19 protein-coding genes and 2 pseudogenes are annotated in these 20,597 nt (G+C 39.8%); 16 read left to right on the forward strand and 5 right to left on the reverse strand.

The features are described from left to right. The first annotated feature begins 4 nt into the window (after positions 1-4). The 9 genes from nadD to ACQKMF_RS15205 all read left to right on the forward strand — a co-directional run bounded on the left by nadD (position 5) and on the right by ACQKMF_RS15205 (position 8,843). Positions 5-658, forward strand: a complete 654-nt coding sequence (nadD, locus tag ACQKMF_RS15165) for a nicotinate (nicotinamide) nucleotide adenylyltransferase (RefSeq protein ID WP_402941505.1) — start codon at positions 5-7, stop codon at positions 656-658. Positions 659-910: 252 nt separating this feature from the next. Continuing rightward, positions 911-1,942 carry a sulfate ABC transporter substrate-binding protein gene (locus tag ACQKMF_RS15170; protein WP_101224056.1) on the forward strand — a complete coding sequence of 344 codons (1,032 nt, stop codon included), beginning with the start codon at positions 911-913 and terminating at the stop codon, positions 1,940-1,942. A gap of 67 nt (positions 1,943-2,009) precedes the next feature. After that, positions 2,010-2,849: a sulfate ABC transporter permease subunit CysT gene (gene cysT / locus ACQKMF_RS15175; protein WP_402941509.1), complete on the forward strand. Its 840-nt coding sequence runs from the start codon at positions 2,010-2,012 to the stop codon at positions 2,847-2,849. A 10-nt stretch (positions 2,850-2,859) separates the two neighbouring features. Beyond that, positions 2,860-3,744 (forward strand): sulfate ABC transporter permease subunit CysW, encoded by an 885-nt coding sequence (gene cysW, locus ACQKMF_RS15180; RefSeq protein WP_101224054.1) that lies wholly within the window; start codon positions 2,860-2,862, stop codon positions 3,742-3,744. A gap of 10 nt (positions 3,745-3,754) precedes the next feature. Then, positions 3,755-4,819, forward strand: coding sequence for a sulfate/molybdate ABC transporter ATP-binding protein (locus tag ACQKMF_RS15185; RefSeq protein ID WP_101224053.1), 1,065 nt, complete (start codon positions 3,755-3,757; stop codon positions 4,817-4,819). Positions 4,820-5,332: 513 nt separating this feature from the next. Beyond that, on the forward strand, positions 5,333-6,709 hold the full coding sequence (locus ACQKMF_RS15190; RefSeq protein WP_402941514.1) for a PcsB-like coiled-coil domain-containing protein: 1,377 nt from the start codon (positions 5,333-5,335) through the stop codon (positions 6,707-6,709). A gap of 197 nt (positions 6,710-6,906) precedes the next feature. Further along, complete coding sequence (locus tag ACQKMF_RS15195; protein ID WP_101224426.1) at positions 6,907-7,341, forward strand: hypothetical protein; 435 nt, start codon at positions 6,907-6,909, stop codon at positions 7,339-7,341. Then, positions 7,329-7,628 carry a YxcD family protein gene (locus ACQKMF_RS15200; RefSeq protein WP_076366987.1) on the forward strand — a complete coding sequence of 100 codons (300 nt, stop codon included), beginning with the start codon at positions 7,329-7,331 and terminating at the stop codon, positions 7,626-7,628. The genes ACQKMF_RS15195 and ACQKMF_RS15200 overlap by 13 nt, the downstream gene beginning before the upstream one ends. Before the next feature lie 240 nt (positions 7,629-7,868). Next, positions 7,869-8,843, forward strand: coding sequence for an aldose 1-epimerase (locus ACQKMF_RS15205; RefSeq protein WP_402941517.1), 975 nt, complete (start codon positions 7,869-7,871; stop codon positions 8,841-8,843). Between the two features lie 40 nt (positions 8,844-8,883). Here the strand turns inward: ACQKMF_RS15205 and ACQKMF_RS15210 are convergent, their stop codons facing one another. Continuing rightward, on the reverse strand, positions 8,884-10,272 hold the full coding sequence (locus ACQKMF_RS15210; protein ID WP_101224051.1) for an amino acid permease: 1,389 nt from the start codon (positions 10,270-10,272) through the stop codon (positions 8,884-8,886). Positions 10,273-10,796: 524 nt separating this feature from the next. On the opposite strand from ACQKMF_RS15210, the gene ACQKMF_RS15215 reads away from it, so the two are divergent. From ACQKMF_RS15215 to ACQKMF_RS15225, 3 genes and pseudogenes are all read left to right on the forward strand, one after another. Further along, positions 10,797-10,964: a YezD family protein gene (locus ACQKMF_RS15215; RefSeq protein ID WP_101224050.1), complete on the forward strand. Its 168-nt coding sequence runs from the start codon at positions 10,797-10,799 to the stop codon at positions 10,962-10,964. Between the two features lie 431 nt (positions 10,965-11,395). Continuing rightward, positions 11,396-12,181 (forward strand): serine hydrolase, encoded by a 786-nt coding sequence (locus ACQKMF_RS15220; protein WP_402941521.1) that lies wholly within the window; start codon positions 11,396-11,398, stop codon positions 12,179-12,181. Positions 12,182-12,367: 186 nt separating this feature from the next. Continuing rightward, a pseudogene (locus ACQKMF_RS15225) lies at positions 12,368-12,875 on the forward strand (YdcF family protein). 34 nt (positions 12,876-12,909) lie between these two features. Here ACQKMF_RS15225 and ACQKMF_RS15230 read toward each other — a convergent pair. Then, positions 12,910-13,170, reverse strand: coding sequence for a hypothetical protein (locus ACQKMF_RS15230; RefSeq protein WP_402941524.1), 261 nt, complete (start codon positions 13,168-13,170; stop codon positions 12,910-12,912). A gap of 288 nt (positions 13,171-13,458) precedes the next feature. On the opposite strand from ACQKMF_RS15230, the gene cspC reads away from it, so the two are divergent. Beyond that, entirely contained in the window at positions 13,459-13,659 is a 201-nt protein-coding gene (gene cspC, locus ACQKMF_RS15235; RefSeq protein WP_034314312.1) for a cold shock protein CspC, read from the forward strand. 124 nt (positions 13,660-13,783) lie between these two features. Here cspC and ACQKMF_RS15240 read toward each other — a convergent pair whose 3' ends face one another. Next, positions 13,784-13,951, reverse strand: coding sequence for a hypothetical protein (locus ACQKMF_RS15240; protein ID WP_164855016.1), 168 nt, complete (start codon positions 13,949-13,951; stop codon positions 13,784-13,786). A 496-nt stretch (positions 13,952-14,447) separates the two neighbouring features. On the opposite strand from ACQKMF_RS15240, the pseudogene ACQKMF_RS15245 reads away from it, so the two are divergent. Continuing rightward, positions 14,448-14,675 (forward strand): annotated as a pseudogene (locus ACQKMF_RS15245) (class I SAM-dependent RNA methyltransferase); the annotation flags it as partial. A 681-nt stretch (positions 14,676-15,356) separates the two neighbouring features. After that, positions 15,357-15,602 carry a hypothetical protein gene (locus ACQKMF_RS15250; protein ID WP_402941526.1) on the forward strand — a complete coding sequence of 82 codons (246 nt, stop codon included), beginning with the start codon at positions 15,357-15,359 and terminating at the stop codon, positions 15,600-15,602. Between the two features lie 464 nt (positions 15,603-16,066). Here the strand turns inward: ACQKMF_RS15250 and ACQKMF_RS15255 are convergent, their stop codons facing one another. Together ACQKMF_RS15255 and ACQKMF_RS15260 are read right to left on the reverse strand one after the other, a co-directional pair. After that, entirely contained in the window at positions 16,067-17,299 is a 1,233-nt protein-coding gene (locus tag ACQKMF_RS15255; protein WP_402941529.1) for an aminopeptidase, read from the reverse strand. Between the two features lie 293 nt (positions 17,300-17,592). Beyond that, positions 17,593-19,080 carry an aldehyde dehydrogenase family protein gene (locus ACQKMF_RS15260; protein ID WP_101224044.1) on the reverse strand — a complete coding sequence of 496 codons (1,488 nt, stop codon included), beginning with the start codon at positions 19,078-19,080 and terminating at the stop codon, positions 17,593-17,595. A gap of 272 nt (positions 19,081-19,352) precedes the next feature. Here ACQKMF_RS15260 and ACQKMF_RS15265 point away from each other — a divergent pair, with 272 nt between their 5' ends. Beyond that, the gene (locus tag ACQKMF_RS15265; RefSeq protein WP_101224043.1) at positions 19,353-20,558 is read left to right on the forward strand and encodes an MFS transporter; all 1,206 of its coding nucleotides are present in this window, start codon (positions 19,353-19,355) and stop codon (positions 20,556-20,558) included. Positions 20,559-20,597 lie beyond the last annotated feature (39 nt).

The following is a 20,597-nucleotide window of genomic DNA, read 5'->3' on the forward strand; positions in this document are numbered from 1 at the left end:
CAGGATGGGCAAAATTGGAGTTTATGGATCTTCCTTCGATCCGGTCACGAACGTGCATTTATGGACTGCATCCACCATTGCGCATCGTGCTAAGCTAGACAAGGTGATTTTTTTACCTTGCTCAAATGGCCGTATCGATAAACAGATGAAAACGAGCAATGAACACCGTTGGGAAATGCTCAAGCTGGCAATAGGGGGCAACCCGTTATTCGAAGTCAGTGATTATGAAATTAATGAACGTGCCGGGACGAGTAAACAATATACTTGGTATACGATGGAATATTTTAAATCACGATTTCCAAATGACGAAGTTTACTTCATAATGGGTGCAGATTTACTTGAAGATATTGATAATCAGGAGCTGCCGGTACACTTACGATGGAAATTCAGGGAAAAACTGATTGCAAATCATAAATTCATCGTCATGGCACGGGATGGGATCGATATGCTGAAAATCATATCCAAAAGTCCATTGCTAAGGAATTATGATGATGGAAATACATTTCACCTTATTGATAAAGGCCTTTCCATGGAAATCAGTTCTACATATATAAGGGATGAATTCGCGATGGGCGGGGAACCAAGGTATTTACTGCCTGATCAGTGTTATCAGTATATCTTGGACAATAGGCTGTATCAAAAAGCTTCAGATTCATAATAAGTATTAAAAAGGGCTCGATTCCCCGTTGGATCGAGCCCTTTTCATGTGATGGAATTCTTAAACTTGCAAAATGTGAATGAATTTAAATGATAGGACACGCAATACCTAGTTGACAACTGGGTTAACTTTGCTTTATGGTAATGATATACAAAAAAATACTTGCTGATCAGAGAACTGAAGGCATACTATCTCCTGAATAATTGAAAGGGAAATAGCATGCCTTTTTTGTTGTAAAAAAGGGGGAAGCTCATGAAAAAGGTAATGTTATTAATAAGTTTGATTTTAGCATTCGGTGTACTTGCGGGATGCAACTCGGAAAAAACGGAAGGCGGCGGGACATCAAAGTCAGTCGAGCTTTTGAATGTATCATATGATCCGACAAGGGAATTGTACCAGGAATTCAATGAAGCGTTCGTGAAGCACTGGAAAGAAGAATCCGGTCAGGATGTAACGATTCAGCAATCACATGGCGGATCTGGTAAACAGGGCAGGGCAGTTATTGATGGATTGGAGGCGGATGTCGTTACATTGGCATTGGCTTATGATATTGATGCCATTTATGAAGCTAGTAATTTGTTAGCGAAGGACTGGCAAAAACGTTTACCGGAGAACTCGACACCATACACATCAACCATTGTGTTTTTGGTAAAAAAGGATAATCCTAAAGGCATTAAAGATTGGGATGATCTGATTAAAAAGGATGTATCCGTCATTACTCCAAATCCAAAGACAAGCGGAGGGGCAAGGTGGAATTACCTGGCTGCCTGGGCTTATGCGGAGAAAAATTTCGATAATGACGAAACAAAAGTGAAGGATTTCATGAAAAAACTTTATCAGAATGTTGAAGTCCTGGATTCAGGGGCACGCGGTGCAACGACCACTTTTGTGGAAAGGGGAATTGGTGACGTATTAATCGCTTGGGAGAATGAAGCCTATTTAACCCTGGAAGAATTCGGTGATGACAAATATGAAATCGTCAATCCTTCAATCAGTATATTAGCAGAGCCACCGGTAGCTGTTGTCGATGAAGTGGTCGAGAAAAAAGGAACAAAGGAAGTGGCAGAAGCTTACCTGGAATACCTCTATACGGATGCCGGTCAGGAAATTGCCGCGAAAAATTTCTATCGTCCGAGGGATGAGAAGGTTCTTGCCGAATATGAAGATCAATTTGCCAATATCGATATGGTGACTGTTGATGATACATTTGGCGGCTGGAAAAAAGCCCAGGAAACACATTTTAATGATGGTGGCACATTTGACGAGATTTATCAACAGCAATAAGCATGAAGGAGAAGATGGCTTTAACATCTTCTCCTTCATAAATCAGAAAAAGGGTTGAGGCGAAGCGATGAATATAGTGACTGAAGGTAAACAGACGAAAAAGAGGACCATACCCGGTTTTGGATTGACGATGGGTTTTACGCTGCTGTATCTCTCCATCATCGTTTTGATCCCGTTATCGATGGTTTTTCTAAACACATTTTCAATGGGGTTCCAGGATTTTTGGGCGACCATAACTGAACCAAGGGTTCTCGCTTCTTATAAATTGAGTTTCATGACAGCGTTAACTGCGGCCTTTGTGAACGCAGTTTTTGGTGTGTTAATTGCCTGGGTGCTTACTCGTTATGAGTTTCCCGGCAAACGGATCATCGATGGACTGGTTGATTTGCCTTTTGCCCTCCCGACTGCCGTGGCAGGGATTACGTTGACCACCTTGTATTCACCGAACGGATGGATCGGGCAATTTTTCAGCTTTAAGGTCGCTTTCACTCCCGCAGGGATCATCATCGCCCTAATATTTATCGGTCTTCCATTCGTGGTGCGGATGGTTCAACCGGTGCTTGAAAATATCGAAAAAGGGATGGAGGAAGCATCTGCCTCTTTAGGGGCGAATCGAATGCAGACATTCATTAAAATTATCTTCCCGGAATTGATTCCAGCGATATTGACGGGTTTTGCACTTTCTTTTGCGAGGGCACTTGGAGAGTATGGGTCAGTTGTCTTCATTGCCGGAAATATGCCGTTTAAAACGGAGATTTCCCCGCTGATCATCATGACAAAGCTTGAACAGTATGATTATGAAGGTGCAACAGCTGTTGCAGCCGTCATGCTCATTATTACATTTATAATCTTATTCACCATCAATGTCTTACAATGGTGGACCAGCAAAAGATATTCAGGGAAGTAGGAGGGATATGATGGAACAGGATAATTCAGTTGTTGCAAAAGCGAATCACCCAGTCATTACTACGAGAAACGCAACTAAAGAGCCTAAATCCATACAGTGGATCCTCATATCCATTGTATTGCTATTTCTCACTTTGTTTTTAGTCGTCCCATTAATCGCGATCTTTGTAAAAGCCTTTGAAAAAGGTGCCGAAGCTTATTTTGCGGCCATTGTCCACCCTGATGCCGTGGCTGCGATTAAGTTAACATTGATCGTTGTCCTCATCACCTTGCCACTCAATGCCATATTTGGAGTGGTTGCCGCTTGGACCATAACAAAATATGATTTCAAGGGAAAAAACTTCTTAATAACATTGATAGATTTGCCTTTTTCCGTTTCACCCGTCATTGCCGGGTTGATTTTTGTCCTTCTGTTCGGCTTGCATGGAACACTTGGTCCACTGCTGCAATCTCTTGACATTAAAGTGATCTTTTCAATACCAGGGATTGTCATTGCCTCCATTTTCATTACCTTCCCATTCATTGCGCGCGAATTGATCCCGCTCATGCAAAACCAGGGGACGTCTGAAGAAGAGGCATCACTCACGCTGGGTGCGGGAGGGTTTAAGACATTTTGGTATGTGACGCTTCCCAATATAAAATGGGGACTTCTATATGGGGTCATCCTTTGCAATGCAAGGATAATCGGGGAGTTTGGAGCTGTATCGGTCGTATCGGGCCATATACGTGGCATGACCAATACGATGCCGCTACATATTGAAATCTTATACAATGAATATCAATTTTCGGCCGCTTTTGCCGTTGCATCCCTGATGTCCATTTTTGCAATCATAACCTTGATCATTAAGAGCTTCATAGAGTGGAAAACTGACTTTAAATCAACCAAAGCGAGATAGGAGGAATGAAATGAGTATCATCATTGAAAATGTTACAAAATATTACGGGTCCTATCAAGCACTCCGGAACATCGATCTGGAAATAAAGAGCGGTGAACTTGTAGCCCTGCTTGGCCCTTCAGGATCGGGAAAAACGTCATTACTGCGTATCATCGCGGGTCTTGAACAGGCTGAGAACGGAAAGATCCTTTTTAATGAAGAGAATTACACGCATAAACATGTAAAAGATCGAAATGTGGGTTTCGTCTTTCAGCATTATGCCCTTTTTCGCAATATGACCATTTTTGATAATATTGCCTATGGATTAAAGGTCCGACCTAGAAAAATAAGGCCGAGTAAAGAAGTTATTGCACAAAAGGTTACCGAATTGCTTCAACTCGTCAAGCTGGAAGGATATAAAGATCGTTATCCATCGCAATTATCAGGCGGCCAGCGCCAGCGTGTCGCTTTGGCAAGGGCACTTGCCGTTGAACCGAATATCCTCTTGCTTGATGAACCATTCGGGGCATTGGATGCCAAGGTTCGCAAAGAACTTCGGCGTTGGCTAAGAAGACTTCATGATGAATTCAATGTTACAAGTGTATTCGTGACGCATGATCAGGAAGAGGCGATGGATGTTGCTGATCGAGTCGTTATCATGAATGAAGGGAAAATTGAACAGATTGGAACTCCCGAAGAAGTTTATGATCACCCGGAAAATCCATTCGTTTATGATTTTCTTGGCAGTGTCAATCTTTTCAAGGGCAACGTTCACCAAGGGAAATTGGTAACTGGGAATGTGGAAATGAATGCCCCGGACAGTGAAGATGGAGCGGGAACTGGTTATGTAAGGGCGCATAACTTTATCATGGAAAGAGAACCAACGGAAAAGGATTCGATCGCATCCATAATTGACCACATTCATACAATTGGCCCCATCGTCCGGATAGAAGTCATTCGTCAGGATACAAACGAACCGCTGGAAATCGAACTGACGAAAGAACAATATATGAATCTGGAAATAAGCAAAGGAGAAAGGGTATTCGTCCGACCGAAAGAATTGAAAGTATTTGTCGACTTTATGGCTGGAATTTAAGGATGGGTCGAATCTTGACGGAAAAACCGCTGATGAGCGGTTTTTTTTGGTGAATGCTAGCAGCCCTTCCCGTATGAAGGGTAAATGAGCTGCAATCTGTTCCAAAAGGGCTACCGTGCATTCACAGTTGGTGAGTTTTTGCCTGCCAATAGTCTATGGTCCCTTGGTGCTAAACACTAGATAGAAAGTCTTGCATCAGAATACGAAGGTGATTATGTAAGATATTGGATGTTTTATCTCGTGGAAAAGTCGAATTTTTATGTTTAATGTTAAAATTGAAATATAATTGTAATATTGTTATTACGCATTTGACAAAATCTGATGATATACTACGACTTAGGTGAAAACATAGTAGAGTTTAAGAAATGTATTTAATATTATCTCAACCTTAGAAGATTACATAAAGAGTAAAAAAAATAGAGAAGAGTTCCCAGCAATTTATTTTGACTAATCATTTTTCATAGAGAAAAAGAAGTGGGTCGATGGAAATGCAAGGGGAGGAAAGCAGGGGAAATGAGTTTGAAGAAAAAACTTATCGTATTGAACACGACAATTATGCTTGGATTAGGAAGCGCTTTTGCCATACCGTCTGTAAAAGCTGAATCTATCACGGATATTCAATCGCAACGCACAGGAATACAATCAGATATTTCAGAGGCAGAACAAGTTATTCAACAATTGAAAAAAGAACAATCGAAAATGAATTCCCAAATTGCCCAGATCGAATCGGCAATGAAAGAAAATGATCAAAAAATCAAAGATACTAAACAAGAAATTAAAGACACCGAAAAAGACATAGAATCTTTAAAGAAAGAAATTAAAGCGTTGGAAGAAAGAATCGCAAAACGCGAGGAAGTCTTGAAAGAGCGCGCGCTTTCATTCCAAGAGAGCGGCGGGGACGTTGAGTACCTAGAAGTTGTTTTAGGCTCTAAAAGCTTTGGTGAATTCGTTAATCGTGTTGGAGCGGTAGCCACTATCGTGGAAGCTGACCAACAGATTCTTAGCGAGCAGGAAGCGGATAAAGCTGACTTAGAGAAAAAACAAGCGACCGTTGAGAAAAAATTGCAAAGCCTTAAGGATATGGAAGTAGAGCTTAAAGGCATGCAATCCCAAATTAAAGATCAAAAAGCTGAAACTGTCAACATGAAGGCTAAGATTGTAAAGAAGGAATCGGAAACAGAAGCACTAAAACAATCTTTAGAGAATAAAGATGCCGGTTTAGAAGCACAAATAGCATCCATCCGTGAAAATATCAAAAAAGAGGAAGAACGTAAAGCAGCAGAGAAAGCAGATCTTGACCGTGCTGCTGAAGAAGTGAGTTCTTCAAATTCTTCCAGTGAAGGATCATCAAGCTCTTCTAGGGAAGAATCAACAAGTTCTTCTAAAGGCGAAGTTTCGGCAAAAAGCTCATCTAAAGGTGAATCATCTTCAAATTCATCTGAAAACAGTTCTGCTGCAAAACCTGCAGCCAGTAAAACTGAAACATCAAGCAAACCAAGCAGTGCAAATACAGGCTCTGCCATTACAGCAGGTTATAAATATATCGGTAACTCCACATATAAATTTGGTGGCGGAAGAACGGCATCCGATATTGCTAACGGTCTTTTCGATTGTTCAGGATTCGTTGCATGGGCTTATAAACAAGCTGGTGTGAACCTTCCAGCAAGTACGGATGCATTGAAAGGTGCAGGACGTCAAGTATCTAAGAGTCAAATACAACCTGGAGATTTAGTGTTCTTCAATACCTATAAAACTGATGGACATGTCGGTATTTATGTCGGCGGCGGCAAATTTATCGGTTCCCAAAGTTCAACAGGTGTTGCAATCGCCAGTATGGAAAGCGGATATTGGGCAGGTGTATTCAACGGCCGTGTCGTTCGTGTAAACTAATAGTTCTATAATAAGCAGGGGAGAAAATGCCCCTGCTTATTTTTTTTGAAAAAAAAACGAAAAAAATGAAACTTATTTTGAAATTCAACGTAAATACTATAAGATAAAATAAGGATAGGTGATGTGGACTTCAGTAACTCTGGGAAAACATATAAAGAAACATCATTCCATACTATAAACGGAGGCAAAAAAACATGATGAAAAAATTTATGGCTGCATTACTTACAATTACACTAGCATTCTCGCCAGTCGGCACTTATGTATTCCAGGATCATACGGAATCAGTCGATGCAAGGGGTTACAAGTCAGGAAAAAGAAGCTTTAACAGCAACAACAATAATAATTCGAATTTCCAAAATAAAGAAACGAAGAAGTCAGATGCTACTACTACTAATAAAGCTAAGAGTGGAAACACATTCACAAAAGGCGGCTTAATGAAAGGAATTATGCTAGGTGGATTGGCAGGTTTACTTTTTGGAAGCCTATTCGCCAATATGGGAATGCTTGGTTCTATACTTGGTCTATTAATCAACGTGTTGGCGGTTGTGGTATTAATCGTTGTAATCCGTAAAATATTCACGTATTTCAAAGATAAGAAGAAGAAAGAGGATACAAACCCATGGAGAGGCTAAAGATATCCGAACAAGATATCATCAATGCGGTTTGTGTTTACATTGCCCGTAAAAAGCAGGTACAGCCCAATGAGGTGGAAGTGGAGTTAATGTATGATGATGATTATGGCTTTTCGGCGGAAGCGTTTGTCGATGGCCGAAAACAAGTGTTAATTACCATCAACTTGATAGAAGCGCTTCGCTTATGGCTGGATGAATATATGAATAAAGATCCATACTCGGGTATTGAACTTGTTTTGGATGATGAAGAAGGCATAGTGGCTTTAGTAAGTGAAAGTAATAGATAAATAAAAAAAGGATGCCGTAACGGCATCCTTTTTTTATTTAATAAGGTACAACTTGATCGATGTGAGGGAAAAAGATAATAGAGAAATAGAAAAATAGTAAAGCAAACAAAGCATAATGCTAGATTGCCAACACATATTTTAAACACAGATAGATTATAATGAATTATATTTTCCATTTGTTGCAAAAAATGGTCTGCGGAAGTAGGATGGATATATGTTCAAGTCAAAGGAGGAGAATAAGTGACAGGTTACATGGAAGATATCACTTTTTTAAATGAAAAGGCCATAAAGTTCGGCAATGAAAAAGTGGAAGCGATACTTGCGCCATCTTTAGGAAGCAATCTGCTTTCGTTTAAGTACAAGCAAAAGGATATTGAGGTGCTGCGAACTCCGGTTAGTCTGGAAGAGTATAAAAAGGCTCCCATTTTATACGGAATGCCTATCTTGTTTCCTCCTAATCGAATTGAAGCTGGTCAATTTACATATAAGGGGATTGTGTATAGGTTTCCGGTCAATGAAACGGAAAAATTTAATCATATACATGGTTTTTTACATGACAAGCCTTGGAAAGTCTGCAAAAAGGAAGTGAACGGGAAAGAAATTGTCATTAATACTGAATTTTCAAGCAGTGAGTTTGATTTAAAAGATAGCTTTCCACAAGATATCACTGTGAATATGTCTTTAATTTTAAGGGATGAATCATTGGATATACAATTGGAAATCACCAACAAGGGCAATGATCCCTTTCCGTGGGGGGCAGGTTATCATACAGTATTCAATTTTCCATTTGGACCAGGGGGGAAATTAGAGGATTGCAGAATATCCCTTCCCGTCAATAAACATTGGGAGTTGAATGAAAGGTCATTGCCCACTGGTGCAATTCATGAAACGGCCGATACACTGGAAATCCAAAACGGCTTTAGCTTGGAGGGCCGGCTGTTTGATGACCTATTTGGCTATGATGAGGAAAGAGCCCTCGAGAACGAGTGCATTCTCACTGACCAAGAGGCAGGCATACAGGTCATCTATCATGCTGATCAACACTTTAAGTTTTGGGTATTATTCAACCAGGAGGGGTTCGCCTGTCCTGAACCATATACATGGGTAACGAATGCTCCTAATTTGGATTTGTCAGCAAAATTGACTGGATTGAGGGAGCTAAAATCAGGTGATACGGTTCAGCTGAGAACTAGATTGGCAATAAAGGATATATAAAAAAACACCTTGGCACTTATTAATGCCAAGGTGTTTAAGGTTATGCTTTTTTTCTCATCCAGAGTGGGTATAGGACGATTCCGAATACATATAAGGCAATGCCAAGTATGAATGTATTCATATCGGCTGTACCTGTCTTGATGACCCAGATCGAGTAGATTAAAGCCAGGATGGTGATAATTCCATCACGTACCCTTGAGCCTTTCATGATGTCATAGGTTTCCCCAGTCATGACCAGTTTCAATTGATACAAAACGGATGCAAGATACGGGATCAAGTAAGCGAGTGTAGCGACGATCATCGAAAATTTATAAGCCTCCAAAATCGTACCCGAAATAGTGGAGAATAAGAATATCTGTGTCATGATATTTGTTATTGTCATAGAACGGACGGGTGTGCCATTTTTGTTCGCTTTCGCAAAGTAAGCTGGAAACAAATCCGATTTCGCTGCCTGGTAAGGAACTTCTGAGGCAACGACAATCCATCCGATTGTCGATCCCAATAAGGAAATGACGGCAAGAGCAGCCATTAAATACGTGCCGCTTGAACCAACTACTGCTTGTAGTGCGTCAACAAGCGGTTTTTGTGATATTTTCAACTCGTCTTGTGATATGGCACCCATCGTCAATAAAGTAATGCCGATATAAATGGCAACAGCGATGAGTAAACCAAAAATCGTCGCTTTCTTTACATCATTTTGTGACTTGGCACGGTTTGAAAGCATGACGGCAGCTTCGATACCGATGAAGGCCCATAATGTTGAAATTGCAGCAGCATTCACTTGATCACCTAAAGAGACGGCTGAACCTGCCTTATCATAAAATTCAGCTCCGTTTCCTAGATTGGAAGTATCGAAGATGAATATCGTGATAATGATGAAAAATAAGAATCCAAGCACTTTGGTAACTGTAGCAAAAAGATTCATTTTCCCAGCACTGTTAAAACTTCTTACCAAGATTGCCTGAATCCCCCAAAGGGCAATGGAACATACCGCAAACGTTAATGCTTTACCTAGTTCAAGTTGAAACGAACCTGCAGTATAAATCACTTTCGTACTATGCATCACCGGGAAAAACGTTGATAGGTAACCAGCAAATGAAATGATGACAGAAGCTGTCGCAGCCCAATTCGCAGCCCAATAGCCCCAAGCCATGCTATACCCTGAAACCCTTCCTTTAGCAGGAGATTTAAATAATGATTGAGCATAACTTTGTGGTCCAGCCTTCAAATCCGGTTTTCGGACTGCCAGGTTACCAAACACCAAAGCTATTAGAAAAACTCCCAGTCCAGTAACAATCCATGCCAATGTGGCCCCTAATGGACTGGATACCTGTGCTAATTGAGCAGGGAGCATGAAAATTCCGCCGCCGACCATATTTCCAATTACGAAAGTGGTCAAAATCAATAAACCCCATTTTTTATTTACCATTTATATCGAACCTTTCTTATATACAAAGTGTGTGTTTATACCGACAACTTATACTAAAATAGTATATCTCAAATAGTTTAGTTTGGTAAAGTGGTAAATAAGTAAAATGTAAAACGCAGACTAATCAGAAAATTTAAAAGTATTATTGACAATAGGAGAAAATTGGATTATATTAGTAAATACCAAGTTAATTGGTAAGAATAATATGGTTTGTTGCTTGAATTTTATTTTTCTATAACATAAGCAACTCCCGAATATTGCCGATTAGTCAACTAAAGGCACCCTTACATCTAATCTGTTAGATGGCGGGTGCCTTTTATTTTTTATAGTGAAGGGAGGGGAATATGGAGTTCCTATTAACTGGTTATTCTTATTCGGAAAGTAAAGTGATGAGGATATGATAGGTAAACCAAGTTCCTCAAGAAAACATTGAAAGTGGGAAGCACCTGCGTTTTTCATGGGATCACTTTTAACATTAGGCATGAAACGAAGCTTTATTACCAGTAGTGAAGGGGAGAGATATTATGGAAAAGAAAGAAGAAATGAAAATCAGGCATATCATTTCAAGCTTGGAAGATCTGCAATATGGATCAGTTTTAATAACCGTACATGATGGTAAAATCACACAGGTGGATACAACCGAGAAGAAACGATTCCCATTAGCGAAGAGCCGGGCAGTTAATGCCAGATGAATAATGGTTATTGAGGGAGCTTTCGATATGAAGGCTCTTAAACTGTAGACAAAATCGATAATAATAAGATTGCCTACGTTTTTTTGAGGGAGTGTAAAATATGATCGTTGATTTCCTCTCCAGGCACTCGCTTTCCTCGGGCGGTCCGGGAGCCTCCTCGGCGCTCTTGGCGCCTGTGGGGTCTCCCTTGGACGCGCTTTTCCCGCAGGAGTCTCGCACCCTCCGTTCCAATCAACTAGTTTAAAAATTCAGACGGACCCCCTTTTGTCAATAAACTCGGAGCTTTCGATATGAAGGCTCTTTTTTTATACAAAAAATCATTCGATTTGGAATTTATAAGAAGATTGTACTGCTTTTAACATGGTAGAATAAGTTAGGGTATAAGGATTTTTATAGGGATTATATGATATATAAGGGAGGAACAGGGATAGATGACCTTACAGACTATAGAACATGATATCTTGGCATTAGTTGAAACATTTAATGGGAGAATCGCATATAAAATTGAAAATGGTCTTGGGGACACGATTGGATATCATGAGAATGAATCCTTTCAATCAGCGAGTTTAATCAAAATACCAATGATCATCGAAGGTTATCGTCAAAGTGAACAAAAGAAAATCTATTTGAACCAACCAGTGACCATCCCGCCTAATGAAGTGACTGGGGGATCCGGGGTGCTGCATGTCTTATCGAACAAGGTATTTTTAACCGTAGAGGATTTATTGACATTGATGATAACCGTTTCCGACAATACATCCACGAATATGATGATGAACCTGCTAGGCTTTGAGGAAATCAATCAATGCATCAAGGAACTTGGTTTGAAAAATACTGTCCTCGAACGAAAAATGCAGGATTTTAAGGCACTAAAAGAAGGGCGCGACAATACCATATCGGCGGAAGATACGATCACCTGCTTAAAAGCCATACATACAGGCAACTTTCTAACGAAAGAAAGCCAGGAAAGAATCTTGCGTGTACTTGACAATCAGCAATTAAGGGATAAACTTCCATCACTGATGGGCAGAGGGGTCAAGGTCGCAAGCAAAACGGGCGGAATTCGAGGAGTTGCCCATGATTGCGCAATCATTCGGTCAGAAACACAAACTGTTTATGCTGCAGTTCTTACTGAAGATATGAAATCAGAGGAAGAAAGCCGTCAAGTAATCAGTAAAATTGGAAAATTGATATATGATAACATGGTTACAGAATAAGCTGTTGAATTCAATATTTTTGGGAGAGCGGGAAGTCCTTCATGATTTCCCGCTCTTCGATCTTATTTATGAGGGAGTCAGTGGGAAAGCAAGATATATAAGGAAAGAAAAAAACGGGGAAAAACTTTAAAGAAATTTTGTGTAATTAGCGTTATTGCAGTACTGGAGTATTTTGGTTTTTTGCACATGAAAATTCAAGGTACCATTCACCAGCAAATTCCGGGAAATGCCGATTATCTCATTATTCTTGGAGCAAGGGTCAAGGGTTCGGTGCCATCATTATCCTTACAATACAGGATTGATAAAGCTGCAGAGTATTTATCGGCTAATAAACAGACAGTGGCCATTGTATCTGGCGGCAAAGGGCCGGGAGAAGAAATATCGGAAGCAAAAGCCATGCAACAGGGACTAATCGCCCAGGGAATTGAAGAAGCACGCATCATGATGGAAGACAAATTTACAACAACTCACGAAAATATTGTTTTCTCAAAAGAACTCATTCCAGATACAGCAGCTTCAGGATTGATCGTTAGTAATGACTTTCATATCTACCGGGCAGGAAATAGCAAAAAGAGAAGGCTTGGACATGAAGGGATTGCCGGCAAAGACACCAAAAGTGTCACTATTGAAATCATATACCCGTGAATATCTGGCAATTACCAAATACTATATGACCGGTTTAATTGGGAGGTAAATTGGAATTCTTTTAAAGATGTGGGGTGCCTTCATTATTCGACTTCCACGACAACATTAGGCACTTCCCAAAAATCTTTCTCTTGATATAGCTCCTTAAGTGTTTTATAAACGGGATACCCGGTATAGGAAATCTCGACTCGTTCATCAGCATCCACTTCTTCCACATCTATATCATCAACAAAACCAAGTTGATCATCGATTTCCATTAAATAATATCCGAGTGCCTCATACCCGCTATAGGCTACAATAACCTTAATGTCAAAACCGCTATTAGAAACTTTGTAATATTTCATTGAGTGACCTCCTTGTTGTAATTCTTAAAGTGAAAATCGTACGGTTTGTTATTACTCTGATATACCCATTAATTATTATCTGAATCATTAAATTGGATAAATAAAGAAAATAGGAAGGCAAAAAGAATGTGAAGCCAACTTAAAATATCACTGTATAATTTGCTATCTGCATCAATTCATGTTAATCTAATAAAGAATTGTTTTTGGTTGTGGAAGAGGATACTCGTTATTTTCCAAATGATTAAAAATAGTAATACAATGTGTGTTATGCACTAGGAGGCAACAACAATGGAACAAGGTACAGTTAAATGGTTTAATGCAGAAAAAGGTTTTGGATTTATCGAACGCGAAAACGGAGACGATGTATTCGTACATTTCTCAGCTATCCAAAGCGAAGGCTTCAAATCTTTAGACGAAGGTCAAAAAGTAACTTTCGAAGTTGAGCAAGGTGCACGTGGAGCTCAAGCTGCTAACGTTCAAAAAGCTTAATTTTAAAATTAAATCGTAACCTATATGAACAGACTTCCTCGATGGGAGTCTGTTTTTTATTGTGCTATAAAATGAAAGCAAAAAAAATCCCACTCTGACTGAGTAGGTTTTTAGTGACTTGTCATTAAGCTTTTTTTAATTCTTCTTCAAAGAAAAAAGTAGTCGGATGTTCTTTAACAGTATAAGAATATCTTTTCATGTTTTTTACATATGCCCATTTATTAATGGTTACTGATTCATTAGTATCCTGAATAGTTACTGTTTCACCAGTATTATACTTATTGCTTTTCAATTTAGCCACCCTCTTTAATAATAGTATAACATATTTGGCAATGAAAGATGTGTTCAAGATATTCCAATGATATAAAGAGGCATGCCATGTCATTCAGTTTACTGGACAAAAGCTAAAAGCCTAATGGTGTTTTTTTAAATGTGAATGAAAAAAACAGCCACATGTTCTTAAAGTAATACAGGGGAATCACGTGGCTATGAATTAGAAGGCTTTCAAGAATGTCAGTTAATTAAAACGCCCAATCCCCATTACGGAAGACAGGTTCCGAAGATTAAAAGGATAAAAATAGAAAAAGTAGGAAAAACTACTTTTTGTGATCGCATGTGACCACTGTGTTACCAGAGAAAGTACAGTTATAATAAGCCTAAACAGTTAATAAAATTCCCTTAGAATAAGCCTCTTCCAATCTTAGAGGGAGGCTTATTTGTATTCCCTTTTGTTTATCCAAAGCCATAGTATAAATAAGAAGCAATTGGAAAAGAAATAATCTGGTGAGAATCCTCCATATGGTGAGCGGATTGGGGAGCAGAAAGCGGTAGAGCAAATGTATAAAGAAATGGGTCAAGCTTTCGTTAAGCTTGATAATTGGACCGTTTATTTGATTACGTCCCATCCAGATTTTGAAAGATCATAGAGCAAATTGGCTACGAAAAAACGGAAGCTATTTAATAGGTTTATACGAACTGATTACTTTCAATTTATTGGCTTATTCAAACGACCTTAAAATTCATATAAAAAAGAAGTTCCATTTATTTTTGGAACTTCTTTTTGTATTAAATGAATGGAAACCTTAAATCACGAACTTTCAGACCGATTTTTTAGTATTATTTATTTCGTTACAGGAGCGGTCATTTTTTGGTCACTAAGCTGGTCACAACTCCTTTAATAACGCATGTTTTTGGGTTTCAAAAGCGGTCACTAAGTTAAACATCTTGATAACGTCACATTCTCTTTCACAACCCCTAATTACCTAAACCTTCTTACTAATCCGCTCCACAATCTCCATTAAATCATCAGGGCTATGAAATTCAATCGGCGAAAACCTTTATCGAAATGAATTGTATCAGTTTCTATCATTAATACATACTTCCTGTTAATTCCTTAAATGGAAGCTATTGCTGAAATCGACTAAGAGTCCTTTGACAGATGTACTGCCAAGTTTCATTCGCAGCTCGGCTTCAGATTATTGCTCGACAATCGGGCAGTGGCTTCGACGACTTGGTGGATTTCAAAGTGTTCCTGGATTTCCTTTTTGTCGCTCGTTTCCTTTTGAATAAGTTGCTAGATTTTTTCTTGAATATTCATATAATAAATACGCCTTTTTTTGTGTGTAGCATGACAAAAGAACGAACCATGCTGTATGAAATTGCATTAAATATATTAACAATGAAAAGAGGTGAATTATATGTCTGGTTCTAGATCTGTTGATGTAGTTACGATTCTTTGGGAAAGAGCTACGTTAATACCTTTAGCTCAGCGTACAATTGTACAAGCTACAACGATTGGAAGTGCTGCTCCTTGTGCTGAAAGATTAGAGACTGGTGATTCCTACAGAGCTGCTGTACGTTGTTTACTTGGAAATAGATTTATACAAGTATTGAACCTTGACTTCGGGCGAACCGGAGTTGCCGTGTTCATCCGTTTATTCTAGGATATTAATTGGGGGACAAAGTATTTTTGATTTAAAATACTTTGTCTTTTTTATAAATACACAAAAACCACCAGTCTTTAAGATTGGTGGTTTTATCAATTTTACTAATACAGGAATGTTAAGTAGGAAGCGGAACATTATCTTAGTGAATTTCTAGCTGGAGTTGATCCGATTAAATTACCATTTGATCAATTTATTCAAGACTTGTCGATTCAAATGAAATTGAATGTAGCGGTAGTACATATCAAAACTTATATTAGCTTTAATAAATGTTGTATTAACCCTAGACTTGGTAATATAGAATATTTTCAAAGCGGATTGGTTATACAACTATTCAAAATTACGTTATATCAATAGCTGCGTGCTTCCTAGTATGCAGAAACACGCGGCTGATGAATAGTGACCATTTCTGTTGAACACTCAAGGTTTTAGACGTTCAAAACCCTAATAGATCAAAGCTCTTCTTAAAACGCCCAATCCCCATTACGGAAGACAGGTTCCAAAGTGCCGTCCTGTTTGATGCCGTCGATGTTCATTTTCTCCGATCCAATCATGAAATCGACATGTGTAAGGCTTTCATTGAGTCCATTTTCTGCAAGCTCTTCTGGACTCATGTTTTTTCCGCCTTCAATGCAAAAAGCATAGGAGCTTCCGATAGCGAGATGGTTTGATGCATTTTCATCGAATAATGTATTGAAGAATAAAACATTCGATTGGGAAATCGGTGAGTTGAATGGAACAAGTGCCACTTCCCCAAGGTAGTGTGAACCTTCATCCGTTTCAACCAATTGCTTTAGGATTTCTTCCCCTTCTTCGGCTTTTACTTCAATGATTCGTCCTTCCTTAAACGTCACGGAAAAATTATTGATGATGTTTCCGCCGTAACTAAGTGGTTTCGTACTGGAAACCGTACCGTTAACGCCTGTTTTCAATGGAACTGTAAACACTTCTTCGGTTGGCATATTAGCCATGAATTCATGACCCTGTACGTTAACGCTTCCTGCCCCGACCCAAAGATGTTTGTCGGGTAACTCGATAGTCAAATCGGTTCCAGGAGCCGTGTAATGCAATTTTTGGTAATGCTTATCATTTAAGTAATCAACCTTTTCATGCAGGGTATCATCGTGTTTTTTCCAGGCATCTACAGGATCCTTAACATCAACACGAACTGCTTTGAAAATGGCTTCCCATAGCAGATCAACACGTTTTCCTTCTGCTTCTTCAGGGAATACTTTATCAGCCCAAGCCTTTGAAGGGACGGCAACTATGGACCAGCTCACTTTATCGGATTGCATATACTGACGCCACTTCTTAAGTGCCGTCCCTGATGCTTTTTGGAAGTTGGCAATCCTTTCAGGCTTTACACCTTTTAATAAGTCAGGGCTGGAGGAGATGACGGATAGATAGGCAGCTCCATTTTCTGCAAGTTCGATCGTTTCTTCTGCGCGCCACTTTGGATATTCGTGGAACACCTCATCCGGAGCCAGTTCATATTTGGTGCGTGAAACAATATCATCATTCCAATTAACGATGACATTGCGCGCACCGTTCTCATATGCCTTTTTTACAATGAGACGCACAAGGTCAGCGCCCTCTAATGTTGTATTTACGACCAGGGTTTGATCTTGTTGGATGTTTACGCCGACTTTTACGGCAAGTTCTGCATATTTTTCTAAATTCGTTTGAAAATCACTCATCATTCAAAACTCCTTTTCCATTTTCTACATTTATAATTGTACTTATTGTGATATAAAAAAGAAACTTTTTACTCTGATGTAAAAATTAATAGTATACGAAGGGTTCATTTGCAACATAAGTTCGCTCAGGCTCCAGCAGCTATTTTGTCTATCTTGCATTTTACCAAAACTAAAGAAGGAAAGACTATTGAAAAGGTTTGAATAGTTGAATAATTCAAGGATTCTGTACAGTGGATCATTGGACTGAAAGAAAGAGGGCCTCTTTGAGACCCTCTTTCTTAATAGTCAAAAAATCACTTGCCCAAATTAATCCAGACGCTTTTCACTTCAGAATAGTTGTCCAGTGCATAAGAACCCATTTCACGTCCGATTCCGGATTGTTTGTAGCCGCCGAAAGGGGAAGCTGCGTCGAACGCGTTATAACAGTTCACCCATACTGTACCGGCACGGAGTTTTCCTGCAACATAATGGGCATTGGCTATATCGCTTGTCCATAAGCCGGCAGCCAATCCATATTCACTGGCATTTGCACGGTTAATGACATCATCTAAATCCTCGAATGGCATTGCCGCTATGACAGGTCCGAAAATCTCTTCTTTGGCAATCGTCATATCCTCTTCAACACCAGCGAATATAGTAGGAGAAACAAAGTAGCCTTGTTCACCCGGTTTATTTCCGCCGACAAGAACTTCCGCACCCTCGTTTTTCCCTTTTTCTATATAACCCATTACCCGATTTTGCTGCTCCTCTGAAACAAGCGGTCCAATTTGTGTACTTGGATCCAGACCTATCCCTTGTTTGATGTTTTTTGCATGGCTGGCCATATCGGCAACAACATTATCATAATGTTTCTTTTGAATATAAACCCTTGAACCGGCACAGCATACCTGACCTTGGTTAAACATGACCCCATTCAAAGCTCCAGGGATGGCTTTCGAGAAATCAGCATCAGGCAGGATGATGTTTGGCGATTTCCCTCCAAGTTCCAATGTTACCCGTTTCAATGAATATGAAGCGGAGCGCATGATCAATTTTCCAACTTCGGTCGAACCGGTAAATGCAATTTTATTTACTTGCGGATGGTCGACAAGTGCTTGTCCGGCGGTTTCACCAAAACCGGGAACGATATTGACGACACCATCAGGGAAACCGGCTTCATCTATTAATTCAGCCAGGTAAAGAGCGGAAAGCGGTGTTTGCTCAGCAGGCTTTAATATGACTGTACAACCTGTAGCGAGTGCCGCTCCCAGTTTCCACATCGCCATAAGAAGCGGAAAGTTCCATGGGATGATTTGGCCGACAACACCAACAGCCTCGTGTTTTGTGTAGTTAAAATAATTTCCGCTTACCGGAATGGTCTGCCCGACAATCTTGGTGGACCAGCCAGCAAAATATCTCATATGTTCTATCGCTAAAGGAATGTCGGCATTGGTCGTTTCATTGATTGGTTTCCCATTATCCAACGTTTCCAATTGAGCTAGTTCAGTTTTATTTTCTTCCATTAAATCGGCTAGTTTATACATAAGCCTACTGCGTGCAGCCGCGCTCATCCTTGACCAAGGACCTTCATCGAATGCTTTGCGTGCAGCTTTGACGGCTAAGTCGATATCTTCTTTATCAGCTTCATAAACATCGGCAAGTTTTTGTCCTGTAGCAGGATTAGGAGTGGAGAAGGTTTTTTTTGAAGCACTTTCTACAAACTGGCCATTAATATAGAGCTTTTTTGGTCCTGTTAAAAATTTTTGCAGCTTTCCACTTACTTCTAACGTTAGATTTGTCATTAATTACCCTCCTGAATAAAATGGTTATCTTGGGCAAAACATGATGACTTATTGTTAACGCTATGATCTATGCCAATTTTTATGATAAATGAAAAAAAGGGAATATTCAATCTATAACATTCGACAGAATATCCAAGGTTTCTTCATCATTTTAAAAATGAAGTATTTTTTTGTCATGACATGTGTATTTACTATAGCAAAAATGAAAGTTAATAGTTAAAATGAATAAGGATAAAATAACAAGAAGGTCTAAAGTTCTTCAGGAGGAATATATGGGAAATGATGCGAAAATGATATCGCAGCGTAAGTTACTTGGTGTTGCGGGTCTTGGATGGATGTTCGATGCACTTGATGTCGGTATGCTTTCTTTCATTATAGTAGCTTTAAGACAGGACTGGAACTTAACCAGTGAGCAGGTTGGCTGGATTGGGAGCATAAACTCCATAGGAATGGCTGTTGGAGCCGTATTCTTTGGTGCGATGGCCGACAGGGTCGGACGGAAGAATGTCTTTATCATTACATTATTATTGTTTTCAATCGCAAGTGGCCTGTCTGCAGCAGTCAGTACACTCAGCTTGTTCTTGATATTGCGATTTTTGATTGGAATGGGACTTGGAGGGGAACTTCCGGTTGCCTCGACGTTGGTCTCTGAAAGTGTTGAAGCGAGTAAAAGGGGAAGGGTCGTCGTCCTTCTTGAAAGTTTTTGGGCGGTTGGCTGGATTTTGGCAGCTCTCATATCTTATTTCATCATACCGGCTTATGGTTGGAGGGTTGCATTGTTATTGAGCGCCGTACCCGCTTTATATGCGCTGTATCTGCGCTTGAAACTGCCGGATTCACCGAAGTATACGGAACTTGAAAAAAAGCAGAGACCATCTGTATTAAGCAATATGAAAAGTGTCTGGAAAAAGGAATACTCCCGTCAGACCCTTGTGTTGTGGGTTCTATGGTTTTGCGTGGTCTTTTCTTATTATGGGATGTTTTTATGGCTGCCAAGTGTGATGGTCCTAAAAGGATTCAGCATGATCCAAAGCTTTGAATATGTATTGATCATGACGCTTGCACAGCTTCCGGGCTATTTTTCAGCTGCATGGCTGATAGAGAAGTTTGGACGTAAATTCGTTTTGATTACATACTTAATTGGAACGGCAGTCAGTGCTTTTTTCTTTGGGTCTGCAGAGGGGCTGGCACTGCTGATAGTTTCCGGAATGTTCCTATCTTTCTTCAACCTAGGGGCATGGGGTGCGCTTTATGCGTATACTCCTGAGCAGTATCCCACAGCAGTTCGTGGTACAGGTGCTGGTTTAGCCGCAGGGATCGGCAGGATCGGCGGTGTCCTGGGGCCGTTGCTTGTAGGGTATTTAGTTGCTGCCGGCACCCCGATTTCATCGATTTTCACCATTTTCACAATTGCTATTTTAGTGGGGGCAGTTGCCGTAGCTTTTGGGAAGGAAACAAAGAATACCGTTTTGACATAAACAAAAGGATGGGGGCTGTATTCAGTCCCCATCCTTTTG

Source organism: Peribacillus sp. NPDC101480, assembly GCF_050277335.1.
Classification (GTDB): domain Bacteria; phylum Bacillota; class Bacilli; order Bacillales; family DSM-1321; genus Peribacillus.